The following is a 12,315-nucleotide window of genomic DNA, read 5'->3' on the forward strand; positions in this document are numbered from 1 at the left end:
TCACTCCGGCCAGTTGCCCTCCAGGGGATGGGGGCCGTCGGTGAAGGCGCGCACCAGATGCGTGCCGCCAACGAAGGCGCCCGCCCATGAGCCGCCCTTGCCGCCGAAGGACTCCTCGCGGTCTCCCCGCGAGCGCAGTCCGTTGATGCCGACCTTGAAGGCATGGAGTCGCGAGGCGATGCGCCGGGCAAGCTCCGGCTCGTCCGTCGCCACCGAGGCCACGAGCGCGCCGTTGGAGACGTTGGCCTCCCGCACCAGGTCCTCCTCGGAGTCCACCGACACCAGGACGTCGACGGGACCGAAGGGCTCGCGCAGATAGAGCTCACTGTCCTGGGGGACGCCGAAGAGCAGGACGGGCGCCAGGTATGCACCCCGCTCCTGGCTCGCGGCGAAGGCGTCCTCCGCGAGCTCGCCCTCATGCAGCACCGCCGCGCCCTGCTCGCGCACCTGGGCGATGAGGGAGCGGAGCTCCTCGGCCTTGCTGGAGGAGATGAGGGGCCCGAAGTCCACGTGCGAACCCAGGACCGGATTGCCCACGCGCAACGCCGAGACGGCATCCACATACGTCCGGACGAACTTGGGGACGAGCGACTGTTCCACGACCCAGCGGGTGTAGGCCGTGCAGCGCTGCTTGCCGAAGTCGAAGCCCGCGCGAATCTGTGCGGCGAGCCCGTCCCAGTCCGTGAAGTGCGTGATGGCGTAGGCGTTCACGCCCTCCATCTCCAACGCGTAGCGCTTGTTCGTGCTGCGCAGGCGGCGGTGGACCTCGCCGCCGTTGGCGCGGCCGCCAATGAACGCGACGCCCGCGATGCGGGGATGGCCGACGAGCGCCTCGGAGAGGTCCCTGCCGCGCCCGCCGACAAGCGAGACGGGAAGGCCCGCGCGGCGCAGCAAGGCGAAGGCCACCGTGAGGGAGGCACCGCCCCCCTGGGTCGGAATCTTCGCGATGACGGAGTTGCCCGCGAGCGATTGCACGAGCACGTTGAGCAGCAGGACGGAGAACGGATAGTTCCAGGACGCGATGTTCGAGATCAGGCCGAGCGGCTTGCGGCCATCCATCATCCGCCCCATCTGCTCCAGGTACCAGGCGATGCCGGCGAGACAGCGGTCCACGTCGTTGGAGGCCGTGGGCAGCGTCTTGCCAATGTCCCACGCCAGGAGCCGGACGAGCAGGTCGCGGTGCGCATGCAGCTGCACCACCGCCTCCGTGACCCTCCGGGCGCGCTCATCGAGCGGACGGGCGGCCCAGGGGGCGAACTCCGCCGCGGCCTGCTCGACGCTCTCCTCGACCTGGGAGGCCCCCAGCAGGGGCAGCTCCGCGAGGACGCGGCCGTCGATGGGCGAGATGGCCTTGAACCAGGCGGGCGGGTGGATCCACCGCCCCGCGACAGGAGAGAGCAGCCGGCCCTGGGCGTCGAAGGCTTCCGGAACAGCCCTTCGGGCCTCGGCAAGCAGACGACGGCTTTCCAGGTGACGCAGGGGCTCGCCAACGACTTCGGTATTCAGCACGGATGACCTCCTTGCGCGTCGGATTCGTTCCGATTCAGTTGAGGCCGCGATTCATGACAAGGCGCGGCACGGGCTGAATGTCATCACGCGTGGACCATCTGCCCGCGAAGGCGGGCGTGAGGCCGTGGGGAGGCCGTGCTGCTCTCTTTCCGCGCTGCTGAAGGCGCAGGACGGCTCGGCCTGGGACGAGGTGGCCCGCGCGCAGGAGGGGCTGCGCCGCACCCACGACGCGTACCGCATGCCGGAGGGCGACTCAGGCCCCGCTCAATCCAAGCGGCCCCGGATGCTTCGTCGGATCCGATGGTACTCCGGCTCGCCCATGTTCAACCAGGACGCGGAGCTGACGGGCGTGGTGTTCGATAGCAACATCCACTCGCTCGGCGGCGAGTACGGCTTCGACGCGCGCCGAAACCGCACCATCGGAGTGGACAGCACGGCCCTGCTGGAGGCGCTGGACAAGGTGTACGGCGCGTCCAGGCCGCTGGAAGAGGTGCGAGCCGCGCGGGGAAAGTGGGCCCCGATGCAATGACACACAGTACGGGGGCACTTCGACTGACAGGACGCCTGGTGAAAGCCTGATACAATCAGAGCCAAAGTTTTCAGCCATCCGCCAGTGACAGATGCAGGTTGTCTGGCGAGCATGCCCGCCTCTACGCTCGCCGGATGACCCGACTGCTTGCAGCCCTGATCCTTCTTCCTTCGATGGCCTTCGGGCAGGTGCGCATCGATGTGAAGCTGCCGGACATCGTCTTCAAGGCCCCCCCGCCCCTCGTCGTCGTGGAGCCCGGCGTGCAGGTGGTGGAGGACTACGACGAGGACCTCTACGTCGTGGACGACGTGTACTGGGTGCGCCGCGATGGGCGGTGGTTCCGGGCGCGCGACTACCACGGCGGCTGGGAGGTCGTGGAGGAGCGGCGGGTCCCCGTCACCGTCGTCAGGATGCCTCCCGGTCGTTACAAGCGGTGGAAGCATCCGAAGAAGCGGGTCGTGGTGGTGCCTGCGTCGTACCATGAGCACGACCACCACCAGGACCGGGACCCTCATGATGATCACCACGACGACCACCACAAGGGCGGCAAGGGCAAGGGCAAGGGAAGGAAGCGGTAGCCCCGCCACCGGCGAGGCTCGCCGGGCTCTACTTCCTCGACACGGACCGCACGATCCTCCCGCGTCCATGTCCTGAGTCGAGCTGACGGTGGGCCTCTGCGACCTGCTCCAGCGGCAGCACGCGCTCGACGAGCGGACGCATCTGCTTGTTCTCGATGAGCACGGTCATCTCCTCCATCTGGCGCCGCTCGCGCGTGAGGAAGACACCGTGCAGGGCGGGGTTGCGAGGGTCGAAGGCGGAGGAGATGTCGCCACTGAAGCCGAGGATGGTGGCAATCACCCGGACGAGCACCTGGCCGGGGCCAGGCGTTGGAACCGGGACGTCGCGAGCTTCGAACAGCTCAGGTTCGCCGAAGCGGGGGAGGACCCTGGCGCGCATGGGACGGCGTCCTACGAGGAGGCGTGCAAGGCATCCCCCCGATGAGGGCGAGCGTCGTTCGAGTGACAAGCTCGTATGAAATAATGGCAGGCATGCCCCCAGTCGGCTCCGAAGCATCACATCCCAGCGCCGAGGCCGGTCCCGTGGATTCCAGCGAGCGATTGGCGTTGCTCGACACGCTACGAGGGTTCGCCCTGTGCGGCGTGTTCATCTCCAATGTGATGGCGTGGTTCAGCGGCATGGCCTTTCAGCCCCGAGAGGAGGTCCTCGCGGCGATGAACACAGCGTCGCTCCCCGACACCATCGCCTGGCAGGCGTTCGTGATGTTCGTGGGCGGGAAGTTCATCACCCTCTTCTCGTTCCTCTTCGGCCTCGGCTTCGCGGTGCAGCTGGGCCGCGCCGAGGCGCGAGGGGCCTCCATCACGCCTCTCTATGTCCGGCGGCTGGGGATCATGCTGGTGATGGGGCTCTCCCACCTGTTCATCATCTGGTACGGAGACATCCTCAGCACCTACGCGGTGCTGGGATTCGGCCTGCTCCTGTTCCGGGGGCGCTCGGACCGGACGCTGCTCATCAGCGCCGTGCTGCTCACCCTGGGGGGCTCCGTCGTCGGTGTGGTCATCGCGAGGCTCCCGCAGTTGATGGCGGCCACGCCGGAGGCCGGCGCGGCCATCGTCAAGGCGGCGACGGAGAAGTCCGCGGCCATCAAGGCGCAGACGCTGGCGGCCTACATGAGCGGGAGCTGGCTGGACGTGACGAAGGCGACCTTTCACTTCGTCGTTCGCGACTACGCGCCGCTGCTGCTGGCCATCCTGCTCCCGACGTTTGGCCGGTTCCTGGTGGGCCTCCTGGCGGGTCGGCGCCGCATGTTCCACGACGTCCCCCAGCACCTGCGGCTGTTCCGCCGGCTCCTCGGGTGGGGGTTCGTGGCCGGAGTGATTGGCAGCGGCAGCGGCCTGGTGCTGCAGCAGCTCATGGTGAAGCAGGTCTTCACCCCGGAGACGCTGCCAACGTGGGTGCCCTTCGTCATGGCGCCGCTGCGGCAGCTGGGTGACCTGGGCTTCGCGGCCGTCTACGTGTCTGGCATCACCCTGCTCTTCCAACGCGCCACGTGGCAGCGGGTGCTGGGCCTGCTCGCGCCGGTGGGGCGCATGGCGCTGACGAACTACCTGTCACAGTCCATGATCAGCGTGCTGTTCTTCTATGGGTATGGATTGGGCTTCATCACGAAGCTGGGCCCCGCGGCGTGCGTGGCGTACTGCCTGACCGTCTATGGCGTCCAGGTGGTGGGGAGCCACGTGTGGCTGTCGAGGTTCCGCTTCGGTCCCGCGGAGTGGGTGTGGCGGTCGCTGACGTATGGAAAGGCCCAGCCGATGCGCCGGGATGACGCCGCGGGCCAGCGCACGACGGCTCCGGCGTAGCGCGGACCAGCGAAGGTGCTGTCGCTGCCCTGCACGCCGAAGCCGTGAGCGGAACGACTGAGCAGCGAGCCGTCCCCGAGCGCTCGCCTTGGGACGCCTGCCTTTGTCTTCCTCCGGGTCCATGCACAGGGTTGACCTGCTCTCTCAGCGCTGAGGAGGCAGCCATGAGCACCACCGCGACCCGGAATCAAACGCTGCGCGGGCAAACCGTGGTCGTCATCGGAGGCAGCGCGGGCATCGGGCTCGAGACGGCCCGGCGTGCGCACGAGGAGGGAGCCGCCGTGGTCCTCACCGCGCGTAACCCGGAGCGTCTGCGCTCCGTCGGCCTCGAGCTCGGAGCCCGCACCGCGGCCTTCGACGCGACCGACTTCGAGCAGCTCGGGAGGTTCTTTGCCGAGCTGCCCAAGCCGATTGACCACGTGATGGTCACCGGCCCCGGTCCCTACTACGCGCCGGTAGCGGAACTCGACTTCGACAAGGCACGCCACAGTGTCGAAGCGCATCTCTTCTTGCCGCTGCAGGTCGCCAGGCACGCGATGGGCAGGGTTCGCCCGGGAGGAACCCTGCTCTTCATGGGCGGCACGGGCGGCCGCCGTCCGGCCGCCGGCGCGCTCATCACGGCGCTCACGGCCGCCCTTCCCGCGTTGACGAAGAACCTCGCGCTCGAGCTCGCGCCCATCCGGGTGAACCTGCTCGCGGCAGGGTTCGTGGACACGCCGCTGTCGGCCACGCTCATGGGCGAGCAGTTGGACGCGCGTCGCGAGCAACTCCGCACGGCGCTGCCGATCCGGCGCGTCGTCGGTCCGGCCGACATCGCCGCACTGGCCGTCCATCTCATGACGAACACAGCGGTCACCGGCGCGACCCTCGACATCGACGGAGGCCAGCAGCTCGTCGAGGGATAAGCCATCAGTTATCAGCGGCAGCCAGCCGCTTTGACAATCAGCTGGGTGACGACATCGGGGTGGCTGAGCATCGCGACATGTGAGCTGCGGATCTCGAAGGTATGGGCGTGAGCACGCCGGGCCATGAAGCGTTCGGCGACGGGCGGAATGGCGTTGTCGTCATGGGCGACCAGGTACCAGGACGGAAGGGTCTTCCACGCCGGAGGGCCGGAGGGTTCGTCGAACACGGAGACGGCGGCCGGACGCTGACTGGCGGCCGCCACCGCCGCGTCCGTGTCAGGGATATCCGCCGCGAAGAGTTCCTGGAAGAAGGCGGGGTCGACATATGCATCGGCGTCCGACGTTCCGCTCCCAGGGAGCGGGCGCAAGATGAGGTGCTCGCTGAGCTCGGAATGACCGCCGCCAAGGGCGTTGGCCTCCGTGATGGTCTCACCGTCATCGAGTGCATAGGCGGCGATGTACACGAGCGATTTCACATTCGGGTTCCCAGTGGCCGCAGTCGTGATGGTGGCTCCGCCGTAGGAGTGGCCGACCAGCACGATGGGCCCGGTGAGGGTCCCCAGGAAGTACCGCAGGTACTCCGCGTCGCCCAAGATGCTGCGCAAGGGATTGGCGAACGCGTAGACCGTATAGCCCTGCCTCTGCAACCGCGGGGTCACCGCAGCCCAACTGGAGGTATCTGCGAAAGCGCCGTGGACAAGGACGATGGTGGGCTTGCGGCGACAGCGTGCCTCCCCGACGTCTTCGGAGGCAACGGCCCGGGAGGGAATGGCGCCGGCCGCCAACAGCGTCCAGGCGGCACAGAGCAGGCCCAGCCGTCGTACGTTCTGTGAGGTGAAGCGCTGAGCGTTCATCGACCTCTCCAGGCGTGGCACGAGATGGAGCGGAAGGTGGACGGCCGACATGAGCGCGACAACCCGGACCGGGGTCCGGGCCCGATGAACGATTCGAGTGGAAACCACACCCCGCCCCAACCTTCATGAAGGATGCGGCGCGCGCGACACACTCCGCTTCCAGACTAACGCCTGGGGAACTTGACGACGACGGCGGTGACCTTGACGAGGTCGTAGGACTCCTGCCGGTTGAGCAGGTTCGTCTCCTGCGCCACCAGTTGCGCGCGGAATTCCACCTGCCGCGCCTCGTGGTCGAAGAGCGCGTAGACGACGTAGTACCGCGCCTTGCGAATCATCGTCTCCTGATCAACCGAGAGCTGGACGTCGTCCGGGTTCAGGCTGCTGTCGACGACGCACTTGAAGCCGGCCAGCTTGTGCAGGTTCTGCGAGCCGCCGTCGGTGCGGGCCTCATGCCGGATGACGATGCGGTCATCCTGGAACTTGTACCAGAGGCTGCAACCGCTCAGGTTCGCGGTGAAGAAGTACGTGAGGTCGTGGTTCGTGAGATCGATCTCGCCCTCCGTGACGTCACCCGACTTCCAAGGCAGGTAGAAGGCATCGGGGGATTTGCTCTCCTTGAGCGTGGCCAGCTCGTGGTCGCTCAGGGTGTCGAACGCCACCGAGTAGGCCCCCATGCCGGAGCCGGGAGCTGGACCGAGGATGAGCGGCTTCTGCTTCTGCCTGCCGGATGCGTTTCCCATGTGACTCCTTGAGCGTCACGCATTCATAGCAGCAGGTCCGGCGACACGGCGAACAGCCGGGGCCCGGCTCGCAGGCATCACAGCCAGGGAAGGGATTGGAATGGGACCTCCCGGCGGCCCCACGCGTCGCGCGCAGCCACACCCGTGAGACCATCAGCCACACCGCCGTGAGCGCGCTCCACGCCTGGAAGTTGATGACCGTCGGATCCCAGGTGTTCGCCGGGGTCGTCAGGCCATACGAGCACGGCGCTGTCTCCTCCGCGTAGGTGCCGAACATCCGGGCCCAGATGATGAGGAAACCCGCATAGTGCTTGTCGGTGTACGCGTCGTTCCGCGCGTGGTGCACGCGGTGGTGCGATGGCGTGTTCAGCCACGACTCCCCCCACCCCGGAAGCTTGGGGATGACCCGCGTATGGGGATGAGCTGGAGCACCAGGTGGAAGGCGACCATCGCCAGCACCGCCTGCGGCGGGAAGCCCACCAGCGCCGGTGGCCAATAGATGAGGAACGAGAAGAGGCGCTGCGTCACGCTCGCGCGCAAGGCCACCGCGTAATTGAACTCCTCGGTGGAATGGTGCGGCGACTGGGCCGCCCAGCCAATGTTGGTGCGGTGCCCGAAGCGGTGGAACCAGTCGAAAAGGAAGTCGACTGGGAGGTTGCTCAGCCTGCCCCCGGACCGGCAATCGAAAGGAGGGGCAGGCGTACACCTTGCGTCCCCCCTTCTTCGGTGAACCCATGCGTCGCTTCCTGTCCCGCCTCGTGCTCACGGCCATCCTGTTCAGCCCGGGAGGTGCAGCCCTCGCGGCGGAGGGGACAAAGAAGCCCGCCACGCAATGGTTGGCCAGCCCTGACCAGGCGGCCCGCGCGGCGCGAGTGGAGGCGGGGCTGGCCCCGGTCGTCATCGAAGGCGAGAAACCCCAGAGCCTGACGCTCCCGCAGTGGATGGCGCTGTACCGGATCCCCGGGCTGAGCATCGCCGTCTTCGACAAGCATTCCATCGTCTGGGCCAGGACCTATGGCGTGAGGGAGGCGGGTGGCTCGGAGCCCGTCACCCTGGAGACGCTGTTCCAGGCCGGCTCCATCAGCAAGCCGGTGACGGCCCTGGCGGCGCTGCACTTCGCCGAGGCCGGCAGATGGTCGCTCGATGAGAACATCAATGACAGGCTGCGCTCGTGGAATGTCCCCGAGAACGACTTCACGAAGGAGCAGAAGGTCACCCTGCGCCGGCTGCTCAGCCACAGCGCGGGGACGACCGTGCATGGCTTCCCCGGGTACGCCGTCGACGCGCCCATGCCCACGCTGGTGCAGGTGCTGGAGGGCGTGGCGCCCGCGAACACCGCGCCGGTGCGCGTCGACCTCGTCCCCGGTACGAAGACGCGCTACAGCGGCGGTGGCACGTCCATCGTCCAGCTGATGATGGTGGATCAGCTCCAGAAGCCGTTCCCCCAGGTCATGCGGGAAACAGTGCTGAAGCCGCTTGGCATGAGCAGCAGTTCCTACGAGCAGCCGCTGCCTCCAGCCCTCGCCGCCAGGACGGCGACCGGGACGTACCCCAGCGGGAAGAGCGTCGCGGGCCGCTGGCACGTGTACCCGGAGATGGCCGCGGCCGGACTTTGGACCACGCCATCCGACCTCGCGCGAGTCGCCCTCGAGGTGTCCAACGCGAAAGCGGGGAAGTCCAAGCGCGTGCTGTCGCAAGCGATGACGCAGCAGATGCTGACACGGCAGTCGGAGTGGTTCGGGCTGGGCTTCCAGGTGGAGCCCGGCACCGACCGCTTCTGGCACGGAGGGTCGGACGAAGGGTTCCAGGCCGCGTTCATGGCCTTCAGTGACACGGGCAGCGGCGTGGTCGTCATGGCCAACTCCGACAACGGCTTCCTGCTCTTCGACCGACTCATCGCCAGCGTGGCGGCCGAGTATGGCTGGACCGCGTTCAAGCCCGAGCCCATGTCACCGTCCGCCCAGGCGGATGTGCTCATGAGGCTCAAGGGCGTCGACACCGCGCTCGCCTGGTACACCGCGAAGCATCGCGAGGGCATGAAGGGACTGGAGCCGGGGCACCTGAACCAGCTCGGCTACCGGTTGCTGGGAGACGGCAAGGGCGCGGAAGCGGTGCGGGTGTTCGAAGCGAACGTGAAGCTCTTCCCCACGGATGCGAATGCCTACGACAGCCTGGGCGAGGCACAGCTCCAACTGGGACAGAAGGAGGAGGCCATCGCGAACTACAGGAAGTCACTCGCACTGGACGCGGGGAATGCCAATGCGGTGAAGGTCCTCGAGAAGCTTGGCGTGACCACCGGGAAGTGAGCGCCGTGCGCCTCGCCTGCAGGCGCTACAGTCTCGCGCATGCTCACGGGTCTCTCCGCCCTCGAAACGACCGACTGGTCCCGCCTGCTCCACGCCTATGGCCGTGCCACGGACGCGCCCGGCCACCTGCGCGCGCTGGTGGAAGGCGATGAAGCGGCCCGGAACGCGGCGCTGACCTACCTGAACTCCGCCATCCTCCATCAGGGCACGCCCTGGACCGCGACGGGCCCGGTGACGTGTGTCCTCGCGGGGCTGCTCGCGGATCCCCGGATTGACTCCGGAGGGCCCTGGCTCCGGGTGCGCGTGCTCGCGTTCCTCGCGGGCGTCGTCGAGGCCGTCGGAGTCCCGTGGGCCTCCAGGCAGGAACTGGAACGCCAGGCCCGCTACGACCTGGCGCCGCTCCTCGACGCTGACGACGACGACGCCCTCTACGAGGACGCGGAGGCCGCCGACGCCCTCTACGCCGCGGCGCTCCTCGGGTGTGCCGGAGCCGTGCCGCTCCTGGTCCAACCGGTGCTCGCAAGCCTCAACCACCCGGATTCCAGTGTCCGCGCCCAGGCCGCGACGACCGCGGCCCAGCTCGCCCGGTTGCCGGAGGTGTTCGGGGACGCACAGCGGCAGGCGCTCGCGCTGCGCCTGAGCGCCCTGGCCCGGGCCACCCCCAACACCGATGAGCGCTCCACGCTGGTGCTCATGCTGGGCGAACTGGGAGTAGCCCCCTCGGAGTTCCTTGAGGATGCCTCCCCAGCGGTGCGCGTCTGCGCCGCGATGGCGAAGGGGCTGGAGACGAACGAGGCAGCGACCCGGGAGCTGCTCCAAGCGCTGGAGCACCACGCTGCCCAGATGGACGACTGGTTCAAGGTGCGCCCGCCCCCGTTCAAGATGCGCCCCCGCTTCTACATGCTGGAGCGACTGCTCGAGCGAGTGAAGGACTTCGACCGGCTCCTCCCCGTGGCTGTCACCCTGGCGCGCGTCACGGTCAAGCAGTGCGTTGACATGGAGTGGGGCCCTCTGCTGGCCGCAGCCTTCCCGGCGGGAGATGGACAGGTGCGGACGGACGCGCAGCGGCGCTTCCTCTCCGAGCTGGTCGCGAACGCGGACCTCTGGGATCCGACGTTCGGCAATCCCGGGATGTGGTTCCGGAAGGCCGGGCTGCCGTACCAGAGGGCTGCCTGCGCGGAGCGGCTCGCGGGCCCCTGAGCGGCAGCGCAGACAGGGACGAAGCAGGAGCCCGGAAAATCAAAACGGGCTGGAGACCCGAAGATCTTCAGCAGCCCTGGTACGGCTCCACCCCGCGCTGGATGAGCAGCACCTTGAGGTCCTCCTCGTCCAACCCGAAGACGACGCAGTCCACCGTCACCGCCGGGCGCGGGGACTCACCCGCGCCGTCCTGGGCACGGCCTGCGGCACCGCTGCCGACTGCGGCAGTGGCTTCTGCGTGGACGGCGTGTGCTGCGACTCCGCCTGCGGCGGCGGACGGGACTGCGGCCCCCGGGCGGCCAACGCCACCTGCGACGACGGAGAGGCGTGCACGCAGAACGACCGCTGCGAGGGCGCGAGCCGCATCGGAGCCCCCAAGAGCGCGCCCGAGCCCGGCCCGTGTCAGGTCATCCCCCCGGTGTGTGATCCCGAAACCGGGGACTTCCCCCACCACGCAGGCGCCGGACGGAACCGTCGGCGACACGGGTGAGTGCCGCGCGGGAGCCTGTGTGCCAAAGAACGACCCGCCGGAGGAATCTGGCTGCGGCTGCACCACCAGCCCTGGCGCGGCGGGCACGTCGTTCCTGCTCCTGCTGACGCTGACGGGAGTCCTCCGGCGCCGGACGAGAAAGAAAGCACAATGATTTCAGGAACTTGGCGCTTCAACACGCCTGACCCGCGCGTGTAGGCTGGGAAAACCAATCTCAAGCAACTCGCGCACTCCGCGTCCGATAATCATTTCAAGCTCCGCCCATTCCAAACCTACGAGGCCCACCATGGGTTTCCCCGACATCAAGCGCACCTTCAACGCCGTCCGCACCAACGTCCAGCAGACCTTCGAGGCCAACAAGCAGCTCGTGAAGGGCGGGATCGCGGTGGCCACCCAGGCCTCGAAGGCGATCAACTTCAGCAAGGACGCCTTCCAGCAGATCAAGAACATCCAGACCGGCGCCCAGGGCATCCTCGGGAAGACGAACCTGGACTTCGTGCGCAACCCCACCTTCACCCAGGGCTTCAAGGGGCTGACCAAGTTCGGCGCGCAGATGGGCGCCGCCATGCGCTACGCGGGCATCCCCGGCGCGGTGGCCGCGGGCGCCACGGCCTTCAAGGACGTCCGCCAGGCCATCCGCTCCGGCAGCAAGGACGACATCATCACCGCGACGCGCTCCTCCCTGGACGCGGCCAAGTCCACCATCTCCGCCGCGACGGGCGGCATCGTCGGCAGCAAGGTGATGGGCGGCGTGCTGGGCGGCAGCATCTTCAAGGGCAAGCTGGACGCCGGCAAGGCGGCCTTCGACACCTTCAAGAAGGCGCTCCCCAACGCCAGCGACGACGTGCTCAAGGCCGTCAAGGGCGCCGCCACCAAGGGCATCATGGAGGGCGCGTCCCTGAAGAACGTGGGCCGCGCCGTCACCACCGCCGCGGGCGACGCCGCGAAGGCGGGCGGCACGCTGGCCAAGGGCATCCTGGGCAGCGGGACGCGCTCCGCCGCCAAGGCCGCGCTGTCCACGGTGGGCCGCGAGGCGGGTGAGGCCGCCCTCAAGCAGGGCGCGAAGGCCGCCGCGGGCACCGCCGCCAAGGCGCTGGGCCGCTTCGCTCCGGGCGTCAACGTGGCCATCGCCGCGGTGGACGTGGCCAACGCGGGCGCGACGCTGATGGACAAGAACGCGGGCGTCGGCAAGAAGGTGACGTCGGTCATCACCGCGGTGGGCTCCATCGCCGCGGCCACCAACATCCCGGTGGTCAGCCAGGTGGGCGCCGCGGTCTCCACGGTGTCCAGCATCGTGGGCGCCTTCTTCAAGTAGGCATTCAAAACCCTCCCGGTTTGTCAGAGCGGCTCGGCTGGACTAGATCTCAGTCCATGCCGAGCCGTCGCTTTGTTCCTCATTGGCGC

General features: G+C 68.2%; 14 protein-coding genes and 1 pseudogene. 8 read left to right on the top strand and 7 right to left on the bottom strand.

Translation table 11 applies throughout. The features are described from left to right. The gene (locus tag KYK13_RS33030; protein ID WP_223637963.1) at positions 1-1,509 is read right to left on the bottom strand and encodes an aldehyde dehydrogenase family protein; all 1,509 of its coding nucleotides are present in this window, start codon (positions 1,507-1,509) and stop codon (positions 1-3) included. Between the two features lie 124 nt (positions 1,510-1,633). Here KYK13_RS33030 and KYK13_RS33035 point away from each other — a divergent pair, with 124 nt between their 5' ends. After that, positions 1,634-2,038 carry a S46 family peptidase gene (locus tag KYK13_RS33035; RefSeq protein ID WP_223637967.1) on the top strand — a complete coding sequence of 135 codons (405 nt, stop codon included), beginning with the start codon at positions 1,634-1,636 and terminating at the stop codon, positions 2,036-2,038. Between the two features lie 173 nt (positions 2,039-2,211). Further along, on the top strand, positions 2,212-2,616 hold the full coding sequence (locus KYK13_RS33040; protein WP_223637970.1) for a hypothetical protein: 405 nt from the start codon (positions 2,212-2,214) through the stop codon (positions 2,614-2,616). A gap of 28 nt (positions 2,617-2,644) precedes the next feature. On the opposite strand, the gene KYK13_RS33045 is transcribed toward KYK13_RS33040, so the two are convergent. Then, on the bottom strand, positions 2,645-2,995 hold the full coding sequence (locus tag KYK13_RS33045) for a zinc-binding dehydrogenase (protein ID WP_223637973.1): 351 nt from the start codon (positions 2,993-2,995) through the stop codon (positions 2,645-2,647). 92 nt (positions 2,996-3,087) lie between these two features. On the opposite strand from KYK13_RS33045, the gene KYK13_RS33050 reads away from it, so the two are divergent. Beyond that, positions 3,088-4,416 (top strand): DUF418 domain-containing protein, encoded by a 1,329-nt coding sequence (locus KYK13_RS33050; protein WP_223637976.1) that lies wholly within the window; start codon positions 3,088-3,090, stop codon positions 4,414-4,416. A 164-nt stretch (positions 4,417-4,580) separates the two neighbouring features. Further along, positions 4,581-5,321 carry an SDR family oxidoreductase gene (locus KYK13_RS33055; protein WP_223637979.1) on the top strand — a complete coding sequence of 247 codons (741 nt, stop codon included), beginning with the start codon at positions 4,581-4,583 and terminating at the stop codon, positions 5,319-5,321. A gap of 11 nt (positions 5,322-5,332) precedes the next feature. On the opposite strand, the gene KYK13_RS33060 is transcribed toward KYK13_RS33055, so the two are convergent. The 3 genes from KYK13_RS33060 to KYK13_RS33070 form a co-directional block, all read right to left on the bottom strand. Further along, positions 5,333-6,175, bottom strand: a complete 843-nt coding sequence (locus KYK13_RS33060; protein ID WP_223637981.1) for an alpha/beta fold hydrolase — start codon at positions 6,173-6,175, stop codon at positions 5,333-5,335. 164 nt (positions 6,176-6,339) lie between these two features. Continuing rightward, the gene (locus KYK13_RS33065) at positions 6,340-6,915 is read right to left on the bottom strand and encodes a hypothetical protein (protein WP_223637983.1); all 576 of its coding nucleotides are present in this window, start codon (positions 6,913-6,915) and stop codon (positions 6,340-6,342) included. Between the two features lie 366 nt (positions 6,916-7,281). After that, the gene (locus tag KYK13_RS33070; RefSeq protein ID WP_223646877.1) at positions 7,282-7,578 is read right to left on the bottom strand and encodes a sterol desaturase family protein; all 297 of its coding nucleotides are present in this window, start codon (positions 7,576-7,578) and stop codon (positions 7,282-7,284) included. Between the two features lie 71 nt (positions 7,579-7,649). Here KYK13_RS33070 and KYK13_RS33075 point away from each other — a divergent pair, with 71 nt between their 5' ends. Then, on the top strand, positions 7,650-9,221 hold the full coding sequence (locus KYK13_RS33075; protein ID WP_223646879.1) for a serine hydrolase domain-containing protein: 1,572 nt from the start codon (positions 7,650-7,652) through the stop codon (positions 9,219-9,221). A gap of 39 nt (positions 9,222-9,260) precedes the next feature. Then, entirely contained in the window at positions 9,261-10,421 is a 1,161-nt protein-coding gene (locus KYK13_RS33080) for a hypothetical protein (RefSeq protein WP_223637985.1), read from the top strand. A 73-nt stretch (positions 10,422-10,494) separates the two neighbouring features. Here the strand turns inward: KYK13_RS33080 and KYK13_RS39395 are convergent. Beyond that, a pseudogene (locus tag KYK13_RS39395) lies at positions 10,495-10,581 on the bottom strand (NUDIX hydrolase); the annotation flags it as partial. Beyond that, on the bottom strand, positions 10,578-10,787 hold the full coding sequence (locus KYK13_RS33090; RefSeq protein WP_223637987.1) for a hypothetical protein: 210 nt from the start codon (positions 10,785-10,787) through the stop codon (positions 10,578-10,580). The pseudogene KYK13_RS39395 and the gene KYK13_RS33090, both read right to left, overlap by 4 nt. A 143-nt stretch (positions 10,788-10,930) precedes the next feature. Between KYK13_RS33090 and KYK13_RS39400 the strand changes: the two genes are divergently transcribed. Next, positions 10,931-11,065 (top strand): MYXO-CTERM sorting domain-containing protein, encoded by a 135-nt coding sequence (locus tag KYK13_RS39400; protein WP_370645202.1) that lies wholly within the window; start codon positions 10,931-10,933, stop codon positions 11,063-11,065. A gap of 132 nt (positions 11,066-11,197) precedes the next feature. Next, complete coding sequence (locus KYK13_RS33095) at positions 11,198-12,226, top strand: hypothetical protein (protein ID WP_223637989.1); 1,029 nt, start codon at positions 11,198-11,200, stop codon at positions 12,224-12,226. Positions 12,227-12,315: the final 89 nt, after the last annotated feature.

This window comes from Corallococcus sp. EGB (assembly GCF_019968905.1).
Classification (GTDB): Bacteria; Myxococcota; Myxococcia; order Myxococcales; family Myxococcaceae; genus Corallococcus.

Excerpts from the sequence above, each read along its gene's own strand:
- KYK13_RS33040 (WP_223637970.1), top strand. The coding sequence starts at position 2,212 with ATGGCCTTCGGGCAGGTGCGCATCGATGTGAAGCTGCCGGACATCGTC.
- KYK13_RS33045 (WP_223637973.1), bottom strand. The coding sequence starts at position 2,995 with ATGCGCGCCAGGGTCCTCCCCCGCTTCGGCGAACCTGAGCTGTTCGAA.
- KYK13_RS33050 (WP_223637976.1), top strand. The coding sequence starts at position 3,088 with ATGCCCCCAGTCGGCTCCGAAGCATCACATCCCAGCGCCGAGGCCGGT.
- KYK13_RS33055 (WP_223637979.1), top strand. The coding sequence starts at position 4,581 with ATGAGCACCACCGCGACCCGGAATCAAACGCTGCGCGGGCAAACCGTG.
- KYK13_RS33060 (WP_223637981.1), bottom strand. The coding sequence starts at position 6,175 with ATGAACGCTCAGCGCTTCACCTCACAGAACGTACGACGGCTGGGCCTG.
- KYK13_RS33065 (WP_223637983.1), bottom strand. The coding sequence starts at position 6,915 with ATGGGAAACGCATCCGGCAGGCAGAAGCAGAAGCCGCTCATCCTCGGT.
- KYK13_RS33075 (WP_223646879.1), top strand. The coding sequence starts at position 7,650 with ATGCGTCGCTTCCTGTCCCGCCTCGTGCTCACGGCCATCCTGTTCAGC.
- KYK13_RS33080 (WP_223637985.1), top strand. The coding sequence starts at position 9,261 with ATGCTCACGGGTCTCTCCGCCCTCGAAACGACCGACTGGTCCCGCCTG.
- KYK13_RS33090 (WP_223637987.1), bottom strand. The coding sequence starts at position 10,787 with ATGCGGCTCGCGCCCTCGCAGCGGTCGTTCTGCGTGCACGCCTCTCCG.
- KYK13_RS33095 (WP_223637989.1), top strand. The coding sequence starts at position 11,198 with ATGGGTTTCCCCGACATCAAGCGCACCTTCAACGCCGTCCGCACCAAC.